The 19,963-nt window shown below is 30.0% G+C and carries 27 protein-coding genes; 18 read left to right on the top strand and 9 right to left on the bottom strand.

Annotated features, from left to right (window positions below; genetic code table 11):
• The first annotated feature begins 12 nt into the window (after nucleotides 1-12).
• Nucleotides 13-741 (top strand): bifunctional demethylmenaquinone methyltransferase/2-methoxy-6-polyprenyl-1,4-benzoquinol methylase UbiE, encoded by a 729-nt coding sequence (gene ubiE / locus WH52_RS11350; RefSeq protein ID WP_086031070.1) that lies wholly within the window; start codon nucleotides 13-15, stop codon nucleotides 739-741.
• A 1-nt stretch (nucleotide 742) separates the two neighbouring features.
• The gene (porT, locus tag WH52_RS11345) at nucleotides 743-1,447 is read left to right on the top strand and encodes a type IX secretion/gliding motility protein PorT/SprT (protein WP_086031069.1); all 705 of its coding nucleotides are present in this window, start codon (nucleotides 743-745) and stop codon (nucleotides 1,445-1,447) included.
• A gap of 305 nt (nucleotides 1,448-1,752) precedes the next feature.
• Here the strand turns inward: porT and WH52_RS11340 are convergent, their stop codons facing one another.
• The 3 genes from WH52_RS11340 to WH52_RS11330 are packed head-to-tail and all read right to left on the bottom strand — an operon-like array spanning nucleotide 1,753 to nucleotide 3,388.
• Nucleotides 1,753-2,571: a mechanosensitive ion channel family protein gene (locus WH52_RS11340; protein ID WP_086031068.1), complete on the bottom strand. Its 819-nt coding sequence runs from the start codon at nucleotides 2,569-2,571 to the stop codon at nucleotides 1,753-1,755.
• Nucleotides 2,572-2,585: 14 nt separating this feature from the next.
• The gene (locus WH52_RS11335) at nucleotides 2,586-2,810 is read right to left on the bottom strand and encodes a hypothetical protein (protein WP_086031067.1); all 225 of its coding nucleotides are present in this window, start codon (nucleotides 2,808-2,810) and stop codon (nucleotides 2,586-2,588) included.
• Nucleotides 2,811-2,815: 5 nt separating this feature from the next.
• Nucleotides 2,816-3,388 (bottom strand): RNA polymerase sigma factor, encoded by a 573-nt coding sequence (locus WH52_RS11330; protein ID WP_086031066.1) that lies wholly within the window; start codon nucleotides 3,386-3,388, stop codon nucleotides 2,816-2,818.
• Nucleotides 3,389-3,607: 219 nt separating this feature from the next.
• Between WH52_RS11330 and WH52_RS11325 the strand changes: the two genes are divergently transcribed.
• The 3 genes from WH52_RS11325 (at nucleotide 3,608) to WH52_RS11315 (ending at nucleotide 5,858) form a co-directional block, all read left to right on the top strand.
• Nucleotides 3,608-4,471 (top strand): sigma-70 family RNA polymerase sigma factor, encoded by an 864-nt coding sequence (locus WH52_RS11325; protein WP_028891227.1) that lies wholly within the window; start codon nucleotides 3,608-3,610, stop codon nucleotides 4,469-4,471.
• Between the two features lie 152 nt (nucleotides 4,472-4,623).
• Complete coding sequence (gene rpe, locus WH52_RS11320; protein WP_086031065.1) at nucleotides 4,624-5,280, top strand: ribulose-phosphate 3-epimerase; 657 nt, start codon at nucleotides 4,624-4,626, stop codon at nucleotides 5,278-5,280.
• Between the two features lie 17 nt (nucleotides 5,281-5,297).
• Nucleotides 5,298-5,858 (top strand): Crp/Fnr family transcriptional regulator, encoded by a 561-nt coding sequence (locus WH52_RS11315; protein WP_086031064.1) that lies wholly within the window; start codon nucleotides 5,298-5,300, stop codon nucleotides 5,856-5,858.
• A 50-nt stretch (nucleotides 5,859-5,908) separates the two neighbouring features.
• On the opposite strand, the gene WH52_RS11310 is transcribed toward WH52_RS11315, so the two are convergent.
• The 6 genes from WH52_RS11310 to WH52_RS11285 are packed head-to-tail and all read right to left on the bottom strand — an operon-like array spanning nucleotide 5,909 to nucleotide 9,647.
• Nucleotides 5,909-6,775, bottom strand: coding sequence for a DUF5777 family beta-barrel protein (locus tag WH52_RS11310; RefSeq protein WP_086031063.1), 867 nt, complete (start codon nucleotides 6,773-6,775; stop codon nucleotides 5,909-5,911).
• 1 nt (nucleotide 6,776) lies between these two features.
• A complete protein-coding gene (locus tag WH52_RS11305; RefSeq protein ID WP_086031062.1) occupies nucleotides 6,777-7,163 on the bottom strand; it encodes a hypothetical protein in 387 nt (128 codons plus the stop codon).
• Complete coding sequence (locus WH52_RS11300; RefSeq protein ID WP_086031061.1) at nucleotides 7,144-7,689, bottom strand: YceI family protein; 546 nt, start codon at nucleotides 7,687-7,689, stop codon at nucleotides 7,144-7,146. Before WH52_RS11300 ends, WH52_RS11305 begins: the two co-directional genes overlap by 20 nt.
• Before the next feature lie 6 nt (nucleotides 7,690-7,695).
• A complete protein-coding gene (locus WH52_RS11295; RefSeq protein ID WP_143592151.1) occupies nucleotides 7,696-8,058 on the bottom strand; it encodes a hypothetical protein in 363 nt (120 codons plus the stop codon).
• A 4-nt stretch (nucleotides 8,059-8,062) separates the two neighbouring features.
• Nucleotides 8,063-9,241, bottom strand: a complete 1,179-nt coding sequence (locus WH52_RS11290) for a hypothetical protein (RefSeq protein ID WP_086031059.1) — start codon at nucleotides 9,239-9,241, stop codon at nucleotides 8,063-8,065.
• A 10-nt stretch (nucleotides 9,242-9,251) separates the two neighbouring features.
• The gene (locus WH52_RS11285; RefSeq protein ID WP_086031058.1) at nucleotides 9,252-9,647 is read right to left on the bottom strand and encodes a hypothetical protein; all 396 of its coding nucleotides are present in this window, start codon (nucleotides 9,645-9,647) and stop codon (nucleotides 9,252-9,254) included.
• Between the two features lie 123 nt (nucleotides 9,648-9,770).
• Between WH52_RS11285 and WH52_RS11280 the strand changes: the two genes are divergently transcribed.
• The 13 genes from WH52_RS11280 to WH52_RS11225 all read left to right on the top strand — a co-directional run bounded on the left by WH52_RS11280 (nucleotide 9,771) and on the right by WH52_RS11225 (nucleotide 19,923).
• A complete protein-coding gene (locus tag WH52_RS11280) occupies nucleotides 9,771-10,085 on the top strand; it encodes a hypothetical protein (protein ID WP_086031057.1) in 315 nt (104 codons plus the stop codon).
• Nucleotides 10,086-10,095: 10 nt separating this feature from the next.
• Entirely contained in the window at nucleotides 10,096-10,941 is an 846-nt protein-coding gene (locus WH52_RS11275; protein WP_086031056.1) for an ABC transporter six-transmembrane domain-containing protein, read from the top strand.
• Nucleotides 10,942-10,946: 5 nt separating this feature from the next.
• Nucleotides 10,947-11,186, top strand: coding sequence for a hypothetical protein (locus tag WH52_RS11270; RefSeq protein ID WP_086031055.1), 240 nt, complete (start codon nucleotides 10,947-10,949; stop codon nucleotides 11,184-11,186).
• Entirely contained in the window at nucleotides 11,183-12,292 is a 1,110-nt protein-coding gene (locus WH52_RS11265) for a helix-turn-helix domain-containing protein (RefSeq protein ID WP_086031054.1), read from the top strand. The genes WH52_RS11270 and WH52_RS11265 overlap by 4 nt, the downstream gene beginning before the upstream one ends.
• Before the next feature lie 131 nt (nucleotides 12,293-12,423).
• Nucleotides 12,424-13,197, top strand: a complete 774-nt coding sequence (locus WH52_RS11260) for a hypothetical protein (RefSeq protein WP_086031053.1) — start codon at nucleotides 12,424-12,426, stop codon at nucleotides 13,195-13,197.
• Nucleotides 13,198-13,202: 5 nt separating this feature from the next.
• Complete coding sequence (locus tag WH52_RS11255; RefSeq protein WP_086031052.1) at nucleotides 13,203-13,568, top strand: DUF2147 domain-containing protein; 366 nt, start codon at nucleotides 13,203-13,205, stop codon at nucleotides 13,566-13,568.
• 7 nt (nucleotides 13,569-13,575) lie between these two features.
• Entirely contained in the window at nucleotides 13,576-14,037 is a 462-nt protein-coding gene (locus WH52_RS11250) for a hypothetical protein (RefSeq protein ID WP_086031051.1), read from the top strand.
• A 108-nt stretch (nucleotides 14,038-14,145) separates the two neighbouring features.
• On the top strand, nucleotides 14,146-15,129 hold the full coding sequence (locus WH52_RS11245) for a sterol desaturase family protein (RefSeq protein WP_086031050.1): 984 nt from the start codon (nucleotides 14,146-14,148) through the stop codon (nucleotides 15,127-15,129).
• Nucleotides 15,130-15,140: 11 nt separating this feature from the next.
• Nucleotides 15,141-15,668 carry a hypothetical protein gene (locus tag WH52_RS11240; RefSeq protein WP_086031049.1) on the top strand — a complete coding sequence of 176 codons (528 nt, stop codon included), beginning with the start codon at nucleotides 15,141-15,143 and terminating at the stop codon, nucleotides 15,666-15,668.
• 154 nt (nucleotides 15,669-15,822) lie between these two features.
• The gene (locus tag WH52_RS11235) at nucleotides 15,823-17,283 is read left to right on the top strand and encodes a hypothetical protein (protein WP_086031048.1); all 1,461 of its coding nucleotides are present in this window, start codon (nucleotides 15,823-15,825) and stop codon (nucleotides 17,281-17,283) included.
• Between the two features lie 31 nt (nucleotides 17,284-17,314).
• On the top strand, nucleotides 17,315-17,539 hold the full coding sequence (locus WH52_RS14820) for a hypothetical protein (RefSeq protein WP_143592149.1): 225 nt from the start codon (nucleotides 17,315-17,317) through the stop codon (nucleotides 17,537-17,539).
• A gap of 41 nt (nucleotides 17,540-17,580) precedes the next feature.
• Nucleotides 17,581-18,768: an aromatic ring-hydroxylating oxygenase subunit alpha gene (locus WH52_RS11230; protein WP_198938437.1), complete on the top strand. Its 1,188-nt coding sequence runs from the start codon at nucleotides 17,581-17,583 to the stop codon at nucleotides 18,766-18,768.
• Entirely contained in the window at nucleotides 18,769-19,923 is a 1,155-nt protein-coding gene (locus tag WH52_RS11225) for an aromatic ring-hydroxylating oxygenase subunit alpha (RefSeq protein WP_086031047.1), read from the top strand.
• Nucleotides 19,924-19,963: the final 40 nt, after the last annotated feature.

Below are 19,963 nucleotides of genomic sequence, written 5' to 3'. Positions count from 1 at the left end.
CTACTACTAAAAATGAGTAAAATCGTAAAACCATATAAAGATTCTGACTTAGGTAAAAAAGAACAAGTAGCTAAAATGTTCGATAATATTTCTGAAAATTACGACGGATTAAACCGCGTTATTTCTTTAGGAATAGATGTAAGTTGGCGTAAAAAAGTAGTAAAGTTAGTTGGAGAAAATAATCCGAAGCAAATTTTAGATATTGCCACAGGAACAGGAGACTTAGCCTTAATGATGTCTGAATTAAAACCAGATAGAATTGTTGGTTTAGATATTTCTGAAGGAATGCTTAATGTTGGTAAGCAAAAAGTAGCCAAAGCAAATTTATCAGACACTATTGAAATGGTTGTTGGTGACAGCGAAAATATTCCTTTTGAAGACAATACTTTCGATGCTATTACAGTTTCTTTTGGTGTTCGTAATTTTGAAAACTTAGACAAAGGTCTTACGGAAATTTTACGCGTTTTAAAACCAGGCGGTAAATTTGTGGTTTTAGAAACTTCGAATCCAACAAAATTCCCTTTTAAGCAAGGGTATAAATTATACACTAATTTATTCTTGCCAATAGTAGGAAAACTGTTCTCTAAAGACAAAGTAGCCTATTCATATTTATCTGAAAGTGCAAATTCTTTTCCTTTTGGTAAGGCATTCAACAATATTTTAGAAAAAAATGGGTTTAAGAATGCAAAGGATTTACCAGTAACTTTTGGAGTTGCTTCAATTTATACAGCTAGTAAATAATATGTTAAAAAAACTTTTAATTTTAAGTTTGCTTTTAGTAGCAAGTATTTCTTACGGTCAAAAAGAAAAGGTATTAAACCTTCCTAGTTTTGACAAACCTTTATTTCATTACGGTTTTTATTTAGGGCTAAACACCAATGGCTATAAAATAGCTTACAGACCTAATAACGCTACAAGTACACCTAATATTGAAGTAGAATCATCTATAGGTTTTAATGTTGGTTTAATTGGTGATTTACGTTTACACAACAATGTTAATTTACGTTTTGAGCCTGGTTTAATATCAAACACTAAAACGTTACGTTTTAAACATATTAACTCTACTAACGAAAACATTACAACTAGAGAGGTTGATGCTACTTTCTTACACTTACCTTTTATTTTAAAAGTTAGTGCAAATAGACTAAACAATATTAGACCATATGTTTTAGCTGGAGTTTCTTATGATTATAATTTTTCTAGTAACGAGAATAATAGTGATGATAATGCAGCTGGAAAATTTAGAACCAAAACAAGTAACTTTATGTATGAAGTAGGTATTGGTATGGATTTTTATTTAACCTATTTTAAATTCTCTCCTTCAATTAGAGGTATTTTTGCATTAAACAACGAAGTAACTTATGATAATTCTATTGACAGCCAATGGACAGCTCCTATAGATTTCTTAGGAACTCGAGGTATATTTTTACACTTGTCTTTCGAGTAAACCCTATAACAATATAAAAAACAAGCGGTTAACTTATTAAAGTTAGCCGCTTTTTATTTGCAAAGTAATTACTTTACGAACTTTGATAGAAATCCCCCAAAATCTATCTATCATTAAGACACATTATTTTTTAAAAGGTCACATATTTTTCAAAAAAAAGACCATCAAAAAATGATGGTCTAATCATGGTAAAGATTACTCTTTACTATTTGATAGAAGTCCCCCGAAATCTATCATACAATTATCTTTAATATATATTTCCTAGTAATAGTATAGGCAAATATATAAAATGTTATTAACATATGTTAATTTTTTATAACTATTTTACTGTTTACCACATCTTTAATAGGCAATACTACTTTGCCATCTGCAGTTTGTATAGTAAAACAAATATTGTCAATAGCAATTACAACACCTTCAATATCATTAATTTTTATCTTCTCCCCTATACCAATATTTTTTCTTGAATAGTAACCAAATAACAATCTAGACACAGCATCTCTAGCCCCTAAACCAAAAGCAATAGTAAAAGCTAATAAAATAGAACCTATTAATAATGTTAAATTACTTTTAATTACTGAAGTATCAACTCCTGCTTGATCTAACGCTGTAATCGATAAGAAAATTACGATTAAGTAAAAAGCAATATTCCCGACTAAATTACCTCCAGAAATCTCTAAAGACTTAAACATAGACTGAATAGCTTTTTTAACTATTGTACCTAAATACGCTCCAGCTACAAAAATTCCTAAGGCAGTTAATAATTTTGGTAAGTAGGCAAAGAAGCTCCTAATTCCATCAGAAACAACTGTTAACCCGAACATTTCTGCTCCAACCATTACAAACATAAAAATCAAGAACCATTTTAATACCGCTAGTATTACATTAGTTAATACAATGTTTATGGTAGAATTCCCAAAAATTTCTGTTTTACTTAATTTTTTAGACCATTCATCAATCTTAGTTTTTGCCAAAGCTTTTCTAACAACGTACAAAAACAATTTAATCGCTAACCACGATACAAGAACAAATGCTATAAAACCAGCAACGGTAGGTAACGATTCTATTATATCGTCAAAAATCTTACGAAAAGGACCTAAAATATCTATTTCTAGAGGGTACATAATATTAGTTGTATTTAGTTTTTATCTTCTTTTGCTTCATTATTCTCTTCTTCTGACTGCTTTTTTTCTGATGATTCTGGCGCATTAATTAAATCGGCAATTGTATTCGGATATTTTACCACAAACAAATCAGCCATATCTATAGATAGCTTTATCATTGCCACATCATTAAGCACTTTGTCTTTTAGTACTTCTGGCAATTCTTCGTTATGTAATATTTTCTTAAATGGATTATCCATACTAATTACAATTCATTATACGCTTTAACGACTTTTTCTTTTGCTCGTTTTAAGCGCATTTTTATGGCGCTGTCACCTAACTCTAAGGCTCCTGAAATTTCTTTAATACTCATATCGTCTTGATATTTCATTAAAAGAATCATTTTATCAGAAGCTGAAATCATTTCGAGTGCTTTAGCCAGTTTATCTGACTTTAACTCGAATAAAGTGCTATCATCAATTTCTTCAAATTCGGAATCTTCTTCTTTTATTTGATCGGTTACTACAGTAACCTTTTCTTTCTTTTTCTCACTATTTCTTTGCACGTAATTTACGCAGAAATTGTAGGTAAAAGAATACAACCATGTAGAAAACTTAGATTTACCTTTAAAAGTTCTTAGCTTAACAAATAAACGAACAAATACATCGTGGGTTAAATCTTGGGCTTCTTCTTTGTTTTTAGAAAACCCATAGCATTTATTATAAACCACACCTGCATAACGGTCGTACAAAACAGCAAATAAATGAGTATCATTCTTTTCTACTATTTTACGTACCAATTCTTCGTCGCTTAATTTTGTAGCTTCTATATCTTTCAAAGACTAAGTTTGGTTCTTTTTAAATTAAGACTTGTAGCTTATTAGACACAATTTTTTATAACAAGTCACCGCTATACAATTCAAAAGTAAAATTAACAATTCTTTAACTAATTCAAATAATTTTCAAAAAAAATATCTTTTTTGTAACATTTACTTTAAATGCTACGTATAAGTAATTGAGAACAGAGTGTTAATCATTAAAAATTTTACTTAGAATAGATGAGACAACTTAAAATTACAAAGCAGGTTACCAATAGAGAAACAGCATCTTTAGACAAGTACTTGCAAGAAATTGGAAAAGTAGATTTAATTACTGCAGATGAAGAAGTAGAATTAGCACAGCGCATTAAAGCTGGAGATCAAAGAGCATTAGAAAAATTAACAAAAGCTAACTTACGTTTCGTAGTATCGGTAGCTAAACAATATCAAAATCAAGGATTAACATTACCTGATTTAATTAACGAAGGAAACTTAGGATTAATTAAAGCTGCTAAACGTTTCGATGAAACTCGTGGTTTTAAATTTATTTCATATGCAGTATGGTGGATTCGTCAATCTATTTTACAAGCGTTGGCAGAGCAATCTCGTATTGTACGTTTACCTTTAAATAAAATTGGTTCTATTAACAAGATTAATAAAATGTATGCTTTCTTAGAACAAGAAAATGAGCGCCCACCAAGTGCTGAGGAAATTGCTAAGAAGTTAGACATGACTGTTAATGATGTAAAAGAATCAATGAAAAATTCTGGTCGTCACGTATCTATGGATGCACCATTGATTGAAGGAGAAGATTCTAACTTATACGATGTATTAAATTCAGGAGAATCTCCAAATCCAGATAAAACATTATTACACGAGTCTTTAAGAATAGAAATTAATCGTGCTTTAGAAACATTAACTCCTCGTGAGGCAGATGTTGTAAAACTATACTTTGGTTTAGGTGAACACCAACCAATGACTTTAGAAGAAATTGGTGAAACTTTCGATTTAACTCGTGAACGTGTTCGTCAAATTAAAGAAAAAGCAATTCGTAGATTAAAGCACACTTCTCGCAGTAAAATTTTAATGACCTATTTAGGTTAAACAATATATAAAACAACAAATAGTTATCATAACTATTCGTTTTTTGATTAATGAATGGAAAACTCTCAATTTTTTGAGAGTTTTCTTTTTTATGAATCCTCTATGTGTTTTAGTTATATTTGCCCAACTTAACAACACAACAAAAACAAAAGATGAAAAAACTTGTAGCTCCTTCAGTATTAGCAGCCGATTTTGCTAACTTACAGCGAGACATAGAAATGGTAAACAACAGTGATGCCGATTGGTTTCATATTGATATTATGGACGGTGTATTTGTTCCTAATATTTCATTTGGAATGCCAGTTTTAAAAGCTATTTCTACACACGCTAAAAAAACAATTGATGTACATTTAATGATTGTTGACCCTGATCGTTACATTCAAACTTTTGCAGATTTAGGTGCTGATATTTTAACGGTACATTACGAAGCTTGCACACATTTACACAGAACTATCCAAGCTATTAAAGCTGCTGGAATGAAAGCTGGAGTAGCTTTAAATCCGCATACTCCTATTGCTGTTTTAGAAGACATTATTAAAGACTTAGATTTAGTTTGTATAATGAGTGTAAATCCTGGTTTTGGAGGGCAATCATTCATTGAAAACACTTACAAAAAAGTGCAACAATTAAAAAATTTAATTGAGTTTAGTGGAGCTTCAACATTAATAGAAATTGATGGTGGTGTAACCGATCAAAATGCTAACAAACTTATTGAAGTTGGAGCTGATGTTTTAGTTGCAGGAAGTTTTGTTTTTAAAAGCGAAAATCCAGCCTCAACGATAGAAAATCTAAAAGCAATCATTAATTAATTTTGTATTTTTAGCAAATGCAAAGTTTCATAGATTATATAAAGTATTTCATAAATCTTTCAGAAAAAGCTGAGAATGACATCAAAAGATTAGCTATTAGAGAGTCTATTGAAAAAGGTCATGAAGTTTTAGCTGAGGGAAAAACTTGTAAAAGAATTTACTTTCTTGAAGAAGGTACTTTAAGAGCTTTTTTCTACCTAAAAGGTAAAGACATTACTCACTGGGTATACCCGAATAATTCAATGGTTACCTCATGGCATAGTTATATTAATGAAAGTCCTTCATCGGAATATATAGAAGCTACAGAAGATTCAATTCTAGTTTCATTAACTTATGAAGATTGGCAATATTTATTTAAAACATATCCTGAATTAGATCGATTTGTAAGAATTGTGATGGAATATCAAATTGCAACTTTAGATGAATTTTATAAAGGATACTACTTTTTATCTGCTAAAGAAAAATACGAGTTATTAATAAATAATTACCCTAGTATTGTACAAAGAGCCAATTTAGGACACATAGCTTCTATGCTTGGAATATCACAAGAAACTTTAAGTAGAATTAGAGGAAAATAAAAAAGGATGAGTTAAAACTCATCCTTTTTTAGCTTTACGCTTTTAACAAATTAAAATACTCGGACAACATTAAACCCGAATGAAATATCTCCTGCAAAGAAATCTCCTGTTGTTCTAGATAAATATCCAGAATCATTACTTCCTCTAGCATTCGTAAATAATAACTGAAATACGTGTCCTCCAGTTTCGATATCAACTCCTAAAGTGATTGGATCAAAAGTTTTTGCTCCTGTAGCTCTACTAAGGTTTAAAGCATAATCTAAATTAATGCTCATTCTTTTACTAACCTTCACACGGCCTCCTAATCCCATTATAAATTGATTATGAGTTCTACCTCCAGTTACACTAATATCTTGTAAGTTTTGTCTTACATAGGTTGGAGCAATTTCTAACGATAAGTTTTTATCAATTCTTCTTGAAACTAATGCTTGAGCTACATAACTAAAACGGTCTCCAAATTTAAAATCAGCAAAATTTGCAGATTTTAAAATCGTATTAATGTCAATTGCTCCGTAAGCAACAATATTTACTGGAAACTTAGATGATTGCCTTTTAATTCTAACTTTAGAAGTTAACGAATAGGTTTTTTCAAAAGAATCTCTACTTAAACCAAATTGAACACCATCAAAAAAGCTATAGGTTAATTGAATTTTAGTATTAGCTTCATCTAAACCAAAGAAGTTATCAATTCCATCTTTTAACGATCCAAATCTATGAGCTACATTTAAATATAAATCTCCTTTGTCTCCTATTTTTGTTGACTGTAAATTACCTATTTGCATTGCTTTAAAAGCAGGCAATTCATATTGGTCTTGATTTCCTGTTTCTTCATTTAATTCTGCTAACAAATCATCTTGCGCATTTACTGAAAATACTAACAGAAATAAAGTTGGGTATATAAATATTTTTTTTATCATTTTAGTTGTTTTTTAAAATGCAGTTATTAATTTTTAGTTCCTCTAACAAATCGTCGTAACCTATAACTACACCTTTTACTGTTATCTCATCATTTACTTTAGCTGTAACTTTTTCTTCTTTATTGAATTGACAAAAGATTTGATCATTTAAAACAACCCCTTCATTATCAACAGAAGTTATTTTTCCAGATAAAACCACAGCTTTGTTTAACCATTCTTCTGAATTCGATGAAACTTTAGTTAAAAAATTAGAAGCATCACCTTTAAAAGAAGCGGATAAACTTTCGGTAGTTGCATGAGGTTTATATGCATATTTATAAGCAGAAAACCCTCCTACAGCTAATAGTAATATCACTATTGACCACCATTTATTTTTTAGAAAGTTCATAATGTAAATTAATATTGATTTTCTCTGCTATTTTTTTTCTTACGATGCTAGGAATCTTAATTCCAAACTCTTGAGGTGTTACCGAAAACTTAGAAGCTATTCTAAGTTTATTTTCTCCTTTAACAATATTTGCTTTGGTTTTTATTTCCTTTTTAACACCTCTTACAGTTAGTGTACCTTTTAATATGTATTCTTTATTTGATGATACGCTTTCAAAATCAAAGTCTTGAATTTTACCTTTAAAAGTCGCTTTAGGGTACTTATCAGAATCCATATAATTTTCATTAAAATGCTCTTGCATTAAGGCTACTTCAAAATGAAATGCTTTCATTAACAACAAAGCAGCTAACTCTCCTGTATCAGTTTTAAAAACTACCGAAGTACTTTTATTTATAGCTTCTACAGGTTCAAAAGCTTCTACAGATGCTTTAAACTCTGTTATTCCTGTTCTTGTAAAATATTTTTGTGCATTAATTCCTTGTACCAAAAACAATAATGCTACTATTGAAAATATGTGTTTTTTCATAATTTCTTAATTTTCTAAAAAGCCATCAGCTTTCCATTTATCAATTAATGTTAATGATGATTGTACTAATTTTCCATTAGGTGGCATTGGGTTTGCCGCATCATTCATTCTTGCTATTAAATTTCCGTTTTGTGCTGAATTTTTAACTTGATTGTAGTTTACCAATATTAAACCAGCTCTTGGATTTACAGTACTATGGCATGTTAAACAGTTATTAAAAATGATGTCTTTAACATCTTTTTCATAAGTTACTTTTGCTTCTCCCGGTGGAGTTGGATCTACTGTATCAGGAACAGGAATTTCTGCTGTTGTACAACTAGCTATTAATCCTATAATCAGTCCAAGTGATACTATTTTAATCTGCTTCATCTTCTTAATTTTGAACATTTATGTTAGTTACGTTTATTACTTTATCCTCTTTAACTCCAATCGTTATTTTTTGAGAAATACTAGTAATATCTCCAGCACCTGGACTTCCATCTTTGTCTTTATCTGCAATAACATTTACGTAATACTCTCCTGGATGTAAGTAAGTGAATAATGTAAAGTCTTCTTTATTTTCTAGGGTTGGAAAATGCAACATTGTATCAAATACACTTGCATCAGAACTTAAAAAACCAGAAGCATCAGTTAACGGTTCTTTCGACAACCATACTAATAAATTATCATCAGCAATATTAGAATTAGACCCTCTAGTTAAGTTAACCACTAAACTTCCTAACCTTGGATGATCGGTAATGATATAAGGATCTCCTGATTGTGGAGCTAACTCATATACATCATTACTATTTTGTTGTGCCAAAAACGTAGTTGACTTTGCTTTTTCTTGTCCTTGTTGCTTATATAAATTATCTTCTACAAATCCATTTGCAAAATCTAATCCTGCATCAATTTCGTTTACAGGAAACCCTGTAGCGTCTTTAGCCGCTTGTGCCAACTCAAAATGCATTCTCTTTCCTTTAAAAGTCATATGCCTTGACGGAACTCTATTTCCTAAATTACTTGTATAAGAATTAAAGTATAAACTATCATTCTTAAAGCGAAGCTCCATATGCATAATACCTGTTCCTCCTCTAGCATCAACTAATCTATAGTATTTATCATTTGCTCCGTTTTGTTTTACGCTATCCATTACAAAGTAACTTGTACGGTAAATTCCATTTAACAAACCTCCGTTACGCGCCATAATAGTTCGCTTACCTTTAAAGTTGGTTACAAAGAATGAAGTTAATAGGTTACCTAGAGTACCTCCTTCGTGAATTCCATGTATGTGAGATTTAGAAATAGCTCTATAATCCCAAGCAAACCAAGGAAATTCATCATTAATAACTTTATTAGTTCCTACCCAATGGCCTTGCATTTTTTCTAAAAAGTCAAAACCATCTTGAGTAATATCTACTGGCACAACTTCTACCACTGGGTTTGGATTTGGATCGGGATCAGGGTTTGGGTTAGAACCTACTCCACCAGTAACGTCTCTAACTCCGCTTTCACATCCTATTAAAGTTACTATACCAACAAATAGTAACAGTAATTTAAATTGAGTATTCATATGTTTGAATTTATTGGGGTTTTGTTATTGTTTTACGTGTCCATATTTCAATTGAAGGTTTATGCATTACATAACTTGTTACCTTAAGAGTATCTTTATGTTTTACCTCAATTGTTATAGCTTCTTTATTTGTTTTTGTTGCGCCAGAAATAGCATCAACAAATTTGTTTTCTTTAAATTTTAAGTTCTTTAGGAATATATCTTTATCGGTACCTGTTTCGTGTAAAACTGTAGTATCATCATTATAATACAACACTTTACCAACTATCTTACTGCTTTGTTTTTCAATTTTATATGTAGCTCTGTAAAAGTTACTTTGCACATTCCATTCTCCGAATATTCTATCATCTATTTTAGTTGTACAGGAAAATATTAAAACTGAAAACACCATAAGTATTTTCTTCAAAATCTTGTTCAATTTAGTTACGATGCAAAAATTGTAGCTTTTTTGAGAAGCTTTTTTGACCTATGTCAAAAAATTAGTACAGGCACATTTTAGTATCTTTGAAGTTACACAAAACTAATAGTAATGAACAATTCTGAACGCTTAAGAAAACTTTCTCAAAGAACTGAAAACCAAAGCCATTCACAATCAAAAACACCTTTTCAGTGGAGACCTTTTATTGCGCTAATTGGAGTGATTTTAATCTTTATTTTAAACTGGCAATGGGCTTGGGGAATTCTATTCTTATACTGGGTTATACCAGATATATTTAGAGGAGTAACCTATTTTATAGAACCTGTAGAAAGAGAAAGAAATCCTCTTTTATTTTGGAGCATCGTAATTAGCTGGATTATTATGTCTTTATTCTCCTTATCAACTTTATTCATTACTTATAATTAAACTAAGAATTATGACTGATTTTTCAATAAAATCTATCTTTAAAAGATACAGGTGGAGAATCTCATTTACTTTTATTCTTCTAATTTTAGAAAATGTAGCAAAAGTATTACAACCATTAGTTTTGGGTATAGCTATAAACGACCTAATAAAAAGTAAAAATGATGGGCTTTGGTTATTCTGCGGACTATATGGAATCGGTTTTTTAATTGGAACCATTAGAAGATATTACGACACTAGAGCTTATACTTTTATATACACTAATGTAGCTTCTGAAATAGCAGAACTGCAAAATGAAAAAGGTATAGAAGTTTCTGCAATTGCAGCTAGAAGTGCTTTGGTAAAAGAATTAGTAGATTTTTTTGAACACGATATTACACAAGGATTTACCTCGGCAATTAGCGTAATAGGAGCATTAGTTATGTTAGCTGTATTTGATTTATGGATTTTTGCTGGATGCTTATTTTCTATCATAATCATTATTCTAATTTACACACTAAGTACAAAAAGAATTTATAACTACAACATTGGTTTAAATGATGAATTAGAACATCGAATAAATGTTTTAGAATCTAGAAATCAAACCGGAATTTTTACTCACTTTAAAAACATTGCTAAATGGTTAATAAAAATGAGTGATTTAGAAACCGTTAATTTTTCAATAATAGAAATTGTACTATTTGCACTAGCAATTTTTGCTTTGTATGCCTCTGCAAGCGCAGCAAACGCAACAGCAGGAGGTATTTTTTCTGTACTAACTTATGTTTTAGAATTCTCTGGCGGAGTATTTATGCTTCCAATTATTTTTCAACAAATAATTAGATTAAAAGAAATTAGTTCTCGACTTAAAACAATTTAAACCAAATGAAATATTGGAAAACAAGTTTAGCTCTTATACTTACTTTTTTAGCTATTTTATTTAATTGGCAATGGTTTTGGGCTTTACTCTTATTTTTAGGGCTACTAAACATTATTATTAGTAAAGAAATTCATTTCGTTGAAGCAGTTACACAAAAAGATGCACCAAAACTATATTGGTTTATGACCATATTTTGGTCTATATTAACGTTTTTAGCTATTGCTAATCACTTAAACTTATTATGATAATAAATACAATTTCATTAATTGGAACTATAACTGGTTTGTTACTAACCTTTCTAGTCTTTTTCAAAAAAACAGGATTAGGAGTAAACAAAAAACTAAAATATACATTAAGCTTTTTAATTTTTATTTTTAGTTATACGTGTTTAGACTACTTCCTTTATAGTACTGTAGGAGAAGACAATGTTTATGTTGGCGGTTCTTATCTTCTCTACCATTTAATAGGGTTTATTTTATATTACTTTATCTCGCAATTCTTAAACAATAGACTATTAATAAAAAAATGGTTTATATACATTATAGTTTATTCAATCTTTAAAATAGTATTCTTACTCTACTTTTTTCAATACAATAGTATTAATGAATTTTTAATTAAGGAGAATTACTATAATTTTTTGTATTGGGTTTCTTGGGAATATTTTTGGGCTAGTTTAATAAACATTTATTTAAGTTTCTCTGCATATAAAGCTTTTATTAAAACACCATTAACTATTGATTTAACTCCTGAGAAAAGAACTCAATTTAAATGGATTAAGATTATAATTTTATCTACAATCATATTTCAAATAATAATGTTTATTAACAATATGATTGCTTTGTATGATGAACAATATTTCGATTTTCATATAAAATTAGACACCACCATATTGGCTATGTTCTTCTTTTTATTTGCTTACAGCATTATGCATTTTCCTGTTTTTGCATTTACAGGAAATTTCAAAGACTTACCTAAAAACATCCAGAAAAAATATGCTAAATCTTCTTTAACAGATGCTACAGGTTTATTTAATGAAATAGAAAAATTAGTTACTTCAGAAAAATTGTATTTAGAGTTTGACTTAAAACTAAACACAATAGCAGAGAAATTAAACAAATCGATACATCATATTTCGCAAGCTATAAACCAAACTGCAAATATGAGTTTTACTGACTATATTAATGCACACAGAATAGAAGCAGCAAAAACAAAATTACTAGCAAACAAACCCGATACAATTTATGCTATATCTTTAGATGTTGGCTTTAATAGTAAGGCTGCTTTTTATGCAGCTTTTAAAAAATCCACCAATAAAACGCCTTCTCAATTCAAAAAAGAAAACAAAATATAAAAACTTCAAAAACAACAACTTAAATACACTCCCGATAATACAAGACACTTTTTTTCGTCTCGTTTTATAGGGAAAAACGTTTAATCCTTTTTACTAAAATAGATTTGCCTCAGAATTTAAACCCAAAAATTATGAGAACTTATAAAATCTTTTTTTTAGCAATTATTACACTATCAATTTTCAGTTGTTCAAATAGAGACGAAATTGTAAAACCTGTTAATCTAAACATACTAAATAGAATAGCAGAAGCTAAAACTATTATTTCTGACATTGATGATTTAATATTCGATGTTGATAATATTTCTAAAGATCCAAAACTAGACACTAAATTCTGCGGTTCTTACACAACCAAAGAAACCAGCAATTCAAAAACAATAACCTTTAATTTTAAAGAAAAGTGTTCAAGAAAAAATGGAGAAATCAAAGGTAAGATGATCTTAGAATACATTTACAATAACGAAATACCTAAGCGATTAATTGAGATAAAAACCAACTTTAACGAATTAATAATTAATGGCATTAAAGTAAAAGGAAGTGAGTTAAGAGAAATTGTTAATCGAAATAACACTCGTACTATTACTACAAACGCTAATGTTAATATTATTTGGAAAGATAATTCTAACTCTACATATAGAAGCACTAGAATTATTAAAATTAATAAAGATGAACATTATACAGAAACTACTGGTTCAGTAAATGCCAAATTACGAGACAATAAAGAATATGTATTAGAAATCACAACTCCTTTAATTAAAAAACTAAACTGTAGATTTTATTCTGAAGGAAAACTAAAAATTATAGACGGAGACAATAGTGGCACATTAGATTACGGAGATGGAAAATGTGATAACAAAGCCATCTTTACTGATAAAAATGGAAATAGAGAAACGATAACTTTAAAGTAAAAGTTATGATGAGACTTCATATAACTATTGTTTTTTTAGTAATAATTTCATCATCTGCTACCTCACAAATCACTGGAAAGTGGAAATATAAAAACTCCAAAACAACCCTGGTTGCTCAGATACAAGAACAAGACGAATTATTTTATGGAGAAATTATTGAAGCTACTCCTAAAAAATACGAAAAACAGTACTTAGGTATTTTCATGACCAATTTCAAGAAAAAAAAACCTAATAAGTATACAGGAAACTTTGTTATTGATAAAAAACAACAATACAAAGGAACCTTAAAAATAATTAATAAAAACACGATAGAACTTTCCTATAAATGGGGAATGTTAACTCAAAAAGACACTTGGACAAAAATTAAATAAATCAATTATGAAAACATTTAAAACAATTTTCACAATCATAATCATTGCATTTATAAGCATCAAAACAACAGCACAAAACAAGCAAGATAAAATTCGTTATGCTATTGAAATGGCAGATAAAGAATATAAAGACATCATTAGATATAACATGAATTTTACCGAATCTGAAACCAATGCTTTTTGGCCTATTTTAAATGAATATTTAACTAAAAAGGATGAAGTTTTTGCTAAAGAAGTAAATATTTTCTTAACAGATTATAGCAAACTATCAGCCAGAGGAGCAGAAAACATCTTAAAAAGAATGAATAAATCTGAGAAAGAATTAAGAGCTTTAAAAAACAAATACTTCAAAAAAATAAAAAAGCATTTACCTATAAAAAAGTACCTGCGTTTTTTACAAATAGATCATTATATTGAAGTTGCTAGAGATTTTAAACTTTCAAGTCAAATGCCTTTAGTAAGAGAATAAACTTATTCGTACTAAACTTGTTTCAGAATTTAACACATTAAATTACTCTAAAACAAGTTTAGTATTTAACAATACATTCTTTATTTTTATAAACGTAACACCTATACAATGAGCAAAATAAGATTAATTACTTACAGTATTGTAATTCTAGCTACTATAATTGGAATACCTCACTATGTAGCAGATAATTTTAACATACCAGAATACAGTAACGAAACCGTAGATACTTTTTTTTACATCTTCAATAGCTTAAGTATTTTGTATATCATTATACCATTTTTTATTCTTGAGTTAGCACGTTACTTTTTCACAAAACGACTAAATAAAAATTTAGTACTAGACTCTGTTGCTAACTTAATAACTGTAGGTGCATTTGGAGTTATCAACTATATTTTAGGACTTTTATTTGCCTTAAAACTATATGCTTGGGCATGGGAATATCGCTTTTTTGATGAATTACCACTAACTTGGGTAACCATTGCTTCATGTATTTTATTAGCAGACTTTCTTTATTATTGGGAACATCGTTTAATGCACGAATTAGCTGCTGGTTGGGTAACTCATACAGTACACCACAGCTCACCACATTTTAATATGTCAGTAGCATATCGTTTTGGTCCTTTAGATGGGTTTTTCCCTTTATTCTTCTCAATCCCAGCCGTAATGTTCGGTTTTAATCCGTTTTTAATGCTAGCAGCCGAATTATTTGTACAAACCTTTCAAGCTGTATTACACACCGAGATTATTGGTAAACTTTTAAAACCAATCGAATATATTTTTAACACACCATCTCACCATCGTGTACATCACGGTTCTAATCGTCAATATTGGGATAAAAATTACGCTGGAATTTTAATTATTTGGGATAGAATGTTAGGTACTTTTGAACCAGAAGAGGAAAAAGTAGTTTATGGAATTTCAGAAGCACTAGATAGTGTAAACCCAGTAAAAGTATTCTTTCATGGAATTACACGTTTTTACCATAAATTAAAACACACCAAAGGATTTAGCAACAAACTTTTATCTTTTATAAAACGACCTCATTGGATGCCAGATGGACAAACTTATCCACCCCAAACCGATAAAAACTAAAAAATCAGCATATGAAAACATCAAACGTAATATTTAAGATTTTAGGATATTTTATCATACTAGGAGGTTTAGCATTGTTGATATTTTATGCGTTATATCCATCAGAAATAGATTGGGAAATTAATTCTGAAAAGAATGATTATCCTACAGAAATATACGAGTATAAAGAACCTCAATCTAAGAGTAATAAACCCACAACCAGCAATTCTAAAGTAATGCTTTCTGGTAAATGGAAAGTAGCATACAAAGACCTTGGTGGCGCTATGGTTTACAACATCAAAAAAGAAGGAACAATATTTAATGCTTACACATACGAAGTTCAAGACGAAAATGGATATGGCGAAAAAGTTTCTCCTTTAAAAACATTGATCATTAAATCCTTTAACAAAAAGAACGGAAAAGGCATTTACAAAATATCCTATGAAGGCAAAAAGTACGATGTACCTTGTAAAATCAAGTTTCTTAATAAAAGTACCTTCGAATTAAGCTACGATTATTATGGTCAAAGTGGCGTTGAAACTTGGAAAAAACAAAAATAACAAACCTTAAACTTAAAAACGTTTTTTTGACCTGTGTCAAATAAAAAATGACAAACAATTTAGACTTTAGCATAGTCTAAATTTGTCTTTCAAAAAATCAGATTTAAGACTTCTGGTAAGGAAATCTCTCACCCAATATTTAAAATGTTTATACATGAAAAATCAATTCAATAAATCACTTTTTTTAATTTCCCTAATTGCTTTGTCATTTGTCATTTTTGGTTTTGTTAAAAATGACAAAACCAGAAACTACAAGAATATTAATTCTTCTTTTGAACCTGTTAATATTGAAAAAAAAGGTTTCGATTTACTTGATAAAATTCAAGGTCAATGGATAGGGATTAATAGTGTTGCAGGAATTAACTTTAACTGGTTTGGTTGGGATTATAGAGCTATTTCTAAATCACACGTGCACGGTATTCACGAAGGGGGTTCTATGGGAAATTTATTCAACTCCTTTTTCGTAGCAGACTTTAAAGGAACCAAAACTATTATGGCTCGTAACGGAGGTGTTTTAAACGGAATTTACCGTACAAGTTATTTTGTATTAGATAAAGCAGATAGCACCGAAAACGGAAGCTACTATAGATTGGTAGATGCTGTTGGTGGAGAAAACACAATGTATATGGAACTTCGTTTTAAAAACGATAGCTTATACTGGAACTCTTATACAAGTAAACTAGGAGCAAATCCTGCTGCTAAAAGACACATGACCTTTAAAGGTAAGAAATATGCCAACGATTTAGCTAAAGAAACTTCTACAAAGTTTAATTTCCCTCAAAAGGAGATTGCTTATAGTTTTCCAAGTGGGTTTGATGATTCGTATTTATACATGAAAAAATCGGCATCTTTCCTTTGGCAATCAGAAACTAACGACAATGTTTACAAAATGGCAAAGGCGGCTTTGGATCCAGTAACTATTAAAGATTACCCATACCTTTCAACTCTAAAAGTTAAATTTAAAAGACCATTTAAAGCAAATAACAAACAAATTGCATTGTATGTTTCTACCAAACCGTTTGTAGACAAAAGAGGAAAAATCGTAAAAAATAGAGATGATTTTAACACCACAATTTTATATCCTTTTTTAACAAATAATGAAGATGAATTTTTATTTACCTACGTACATCCAGGCACATATTATGTAACAGTAGTTGCAGATATGAATCATGATTTCATAATCTCAAAAGGAGATTTAATAAACAAAAGCGTTATGGTTGAAGTATCTCCTGAAGAAGATACCGAAATAATGATTAATGACATGAACAACGTTAGTAACGACTATTTTTACAACAGTTTAGGAACCGATTTTTATTCACCTAAAATTAAAGATGATAGCAAAGAAGAAGTTCCTGTAATCGATTGGGAAGTAACCTACGACAGTGATGTTAAAAAAATAATTTTTAACAACTGTATTACATGTCATGGCGGACCAGACCCAAGCGCTAACTTAGACTTAACAAATTTTAAAAACGTTAAAAAAGCCATCGAAAAAAGAGGTTTAATTAAACGTATGAATAGTAAAACTAAACCAATGCCACCAACAGAACCTCTTTCTTTAAAAGATCGTTTAATTGTTTTTAAGTGGAAAAAAGACGGTTTAATTGAAAATTAGTAAATTACTTAACAAAGAAATTCAGTAACTAATGAAACTTTTATTAACAACAATAATCTCGATAATTGCCTACTTTATCATGGCACAATATGGTACTAGCTCCTTAATAATTTGGGTAGCTTTAATAATACTTTGGTCAGTTATCGACTATTTTACATACAATAATCCATTTAGTTGGAAAGACTATTTAATCCTTGTAATTATTTTAACTGTCGTAGAAATTGGCGCTTGGTATAATTACTTCGGATTATTATAAAAACACACAACGTAACTAACAATATTAAACACTAAAAGTTTATGGCTAACAAAAAAACCATGATGCATGCGCTTCCCGTAGAAGCATATACATCTCAAGAGTGGTTTGATTTAGAAATGAAACACGTTTTTAGCAAAACATGGCAATTTGCTGGTTTGGTTGAAGATGTAGCAAACCCAGGAGACTATATTTCTGTTCAAGCAGGATTAAACAATATTTTTATTATTAAAGGAAGAGACAATCGTTTACGTGCTTTCCATAATATGTGTCGTCATAGAGGAACGCAATTATTACGTGCAGTAGGTAAAGCTAAAAAAGCAATTACCTGTCCGTACCACGATTGGACGTATGATTTAGAAGGAAAACTAGTAAGTATTCCTAAAAAAGAAGAAGAATTCCCTGATTTATGTAATAAGGAATTACACGATTGCGGATTAAATCTTCACGAAGCATCAGTTGATATTTTTAAAGGAATGTTATTCGTACATCCAGAAAAAAATGCTCCAAGTTTAATGGAATATTTTAAAGGAGTTGAACCTCATTTAGGTCCTCACATTCCAGAGGAATTAGTAGAATACCAAGAAGGATATTACGAAAAAGAAATAAAAGCTAACTGGAAGATTGTAGTTGAAAATAATATTGATCATTATCACTTAGCACACCTACATGAAGGTACATTAAATATGTACGATCACGATAAAGCTCAATTTGGTTGGGTAGGTCCTCACTACTGGTTTTACGAACCGTTAGTAGAAGATTATAGAAAAGATCTTAAAAACGCATCTTTAACTCCAGTTATAGATCATGTTCCTGAAGATAAAATCGGAGCCTACGTTCCATGGTTTTTTCCAAATATTGGACTTGCAGAAAGTGAAGGAACATGGAGTACATTCCACGTAACTCCATTAGCACCAGACAGGACTTTAGTTTCTTTCCGAACTAAGGTTATGAACTCAAGCGAATGGGAATTTACCAAACAAGCGGCAAAATCTTCAATGAGTAAAATTTGGACTAAATACGGAGCTAAAGGAAAGTACGAAGGAGATCCAAATACAGATCCGATGGCTTCTGGAGATTTTATGGAAGAAGATGTATATGCTTGTGAGCAACAACAAAAATCGTTACAATCTCCTATGTTTAGTATTGGTGCGCAAGCGCAAAGAGGAGAATACGCAATGGAAAAATTCCAAAGTGTAGTAAAAGAATGGATTGAAAAATACAAAGATTAAATGGTAGCAGAAGCTAAAATACCCATGATGCATAACTTACCAGTTAGTGCATACACATCGCAAAAGTGGTTCGATTTAGAACAAAAACACATTTTTAGCACTACATGGCAATTTCTTGGTTTTATTGAAGAATTCAAAAAACCTGGAAATTATATGTGCTTAGATATTGGGTATAATAGCTTTTTGGTAGTAATGGATAATAATTATGAAGTAAAAGCATTTCATAATTATTGTTCTACCTGTAAAACACCAATTTTAAAAAACTTTGGTCGATTAGGAAAATACATTTATTGCCCTACAAAAAATGTTACTTATGATTTAGAAGGAAATTCCACAAATGCGAATTTCCCTTCTTTAACAATAGCATCTATTGGGGTTTTTAAAGGAATGTATTTTATACATCCAAATCCAAATGAAGATATTAACGATTTCTTCGGAGAAGTTTTACCTTATTTAGGTCCACATAAAGTTGAAAAACTAGTAGAATATAGCAAACCCGAAGAAATTTATGTAAAAGAAGTAAATTGTAACTGGAAAATTATTGTTGAAAATTATATCGACCAATATCATTTAGCACATTTACATTCAGGGACATTAAATATGTATCAACATGATAAAGCTGAGTTTGGATGGGTAGGTCCGCATTATTGGTTTTATGAACCTTTAGAAGAAGAATATCACGAAAAGTTAGATAGCGTTTCAGAATATCCTTTAATAGATTCAGTTCCAAAAGAAGCAATAGGAGGTTATGTACCTTGGTTATTTCCTAATATAGGATTAAGTGAAGAAGAAAATTCTTGGACAGCATTTCATGTTACACCAATTTCTCCTTCAAAAACCTTAGTAACCTTACGATCTAAACTAATGAATTTACCTACTAAGGAATTCACTAAACAAGCTAACAAATCGTATGCTGAAGAAGAGTTTTGGAACAGGAGAATTTTTCCTAAATACGAAGCTCATTTTGAAGGTGACCCTATGGCAACTGCAGATTTTATGGAAGAAGATGTTTATGTGTGCGAGCAACAGCAAAAATCTTTACAATCACCTAAATTTAGTGTAGGTGCTCAAGCAGAAAAAGGAGAATTTGCTGTAGCTAAATTTCAGCAGGTTGTAAAAGAATGGATTGAAAAACAAAGAACTCTTCCTAAATAAAAGTTTGGCGTAAAGCTTGTTTTATCAAATAAAAAAGAAA

This window comes from Tenacibaculum holothuriorum, from assembly GCF_002120225.1.
Classification (GTDB): Bacteria; Bacteroidota; Bacteroidia; order Flavobacteriales; family Flavobacteriaceae; genus Polaribacter; species Polaribacter holothuriorum.
The sequence above is the reverse complement of the archived record's forward strand: the minus strand, read 5'-3'. Positions and strand labels throughout refer to the sequence as shown.

What these genes read in the sequence shown, in the direction of transcription:
- WH52_RS11300 (WP_086031061.1), bottom strand. Translation starts at nt 7,689, where the DNA reads ATGAAAAAACACATATTTTCAATAGTAGCATTATTGTTTTTGGTACAA.
- WH52_RS11305 (WP_086031062.1), bottom strand. Translation starts at nt 7,163, where the DNA reads ATGAACTTTCTAAAAAATAAATGGTGGTCAATAGTGATATTACTATTA.
- WH52_RS11295 (WP_143592151.1), bottom strand. Translation starts at nt 8,058, where the DNA reads ATGAAGCAGATTAAAATAGTATCACTTGGACTGATTATAGGATTAATA.
- WH52_RS11245 (WP_086031050.1), top strand. Translation starts at nt 14,146, where the DNA reads ATGAGCAAAATAAGATTAATTACTTACAGTATTGTAATTCTAGCTACT.
- rpe (WP_086031065.1), top strand. Translation starts at nt 4,624, where the DNA reads ATGAAAAAACTTGTAGCTCCTTCAGTATTAGCAGCCGATTTTGCTAAC.
- WH52_RS11315 (WP_086031064.1), top strand. Translation starts at nt 5,298, where the DNA reads ATGCAAAGTTTCATAGATTATATAAAGTATTTCATAAATCTTTCAGAA.
- WH52_RS11340 (WP_086031068.1), bottom strand. Translation starts at nt 2,571, where the DNA reads ATGTACCCTCTAGAAATAGATATTTTAGGTCCTTTTCGTAAGATTTTT.
- WH52_RS11240 (WP_086031049.1), top strand. Translation starts at nt 15,141, where the DNA reads ATGAAAACATCAAACGTAATATTTAAGATTTTAGGATATTTTATCATA.
- WH52_RS14820 (WP_143592149.1), top strand. Translation starts at nt 17,315, where the DNA reads ATGAAACTTTTATTAACAACAATAATCTCGATAATTGCCTACTTTATC.
- WH52_RS11235 (WP_086031048.1), top strand. Translation starts at nt 15,823, where the DNA reads ATGAAAAATCAATTCAATAAATCACTTTTTTTAATTTCCCTAATTGCT.
- WH52_RS11265 (WP_086031054.1), top strand. Translation starts at nt 11,183, where the DNA reads ATGATAATAAATACAATTTCATTAATTGGAACTATAACTGGTTTGTTA.
- ubiE (WP_086031070.1), top strand. Translation starts at nt 13, where the DNA reads ATGAGTAAAATCGTAAAACCATATAAAGATTCTGACTTAGGTAAAAAA.
- WH52_RS11325 (WP_028891227.1), top strand. Translation starts at nt 3,608, where the DNA reads ATGAGACAACTTAAAATTACAAAGCAGGTTACCAATAGAGAAACAGCA.
- WH52_RS11230 (WP_198938437.1), top strand. Translation starts at nt 17,581, where the DNA reads ATGGCTAACAAAAAAACCATGATGCATGCGCTTCCCGTAGAAGCATAT.
- WH52_RS11280 (WP_086031057.1), top strand. Translation starts at nt 9,771, where the DNA reads ATGAACAATTCTGAACGCTTAAGAAAACTTTCTCAAAGAACTGAAAAC.
- porT (WP_086031069.1), top strand. Translation starts at nt 743, where the DNA reads ATGTTAAAAAAACTTTTAATTTTAAGTTTGCTTTTAGTAGCAAGTATT.
- WH52_RS11275 (WP_086031056.1), top strand. Translation starts at nt 10,096, where the DNA reads ATGACTGATTTTTCAATAAAATCTATCTTTAAAAGATACAGGTGGAGA.
- WH52_RS11270 (WP_086031055.1), top strand. Translation starts at nt 10,947, where the DNA reads ATGAAATATTGGAAAACAAGTTTAGCTCTTATACTTACTTTTTTAGCT.
- WH52_RS11310 (WP_086031063.1), bottom strand. Translation starts at nt 6,775, where the DNA reads ATGATAAAAAAAATATTTATATACCCAACTTTATTTCTGTTAGTATTT.
- WH52_RS11250 (WP_086031051.1), top strand. Translation starts at nt 13,576, where the DNA reads ATGAAAACATTTAAAACAATTTTCACAATCATAATCATTGCATTTATA.
- WH52_RS11260 (WP_086031053.1), top strand. Translation starts at nt 12,424, where the DNA reads ATGAGAACTTATAAAATCTTTTTTTTAGCAATTATTACACTATCAATT.
- WH52_RS11255 (WP_086031052.1), top strand. Translation starts at nt 13,203, where the DNA reads ATGATGAGACTTCATATAACTATTGTTTTTTTAGTAATAATTTCATCA.
- WH52_RS11290 (WP_086031059.1), bottom strand. Translation starts at nt 9,241, where the DNA reads ATGAATACTCAATTTAAATTACTGTTACTATTTGTTGGTATAGTAACT.
- WH52_RS11225 (WP_086031047.1), top strand. Translation starts at nt 18,769, where the DNA reads ATGGTAGCAGAAGCTAAAATACCCATGATGCATAACTTACCAGTTAGT.
- WH52_RS11335 (WP_086031067.1), bottom strand. Translation starts at nt 2,810, where the DNA reads ATGGATAATCCATTTAAGAAAATATTACATAACGAAGAATTGCCAGAA.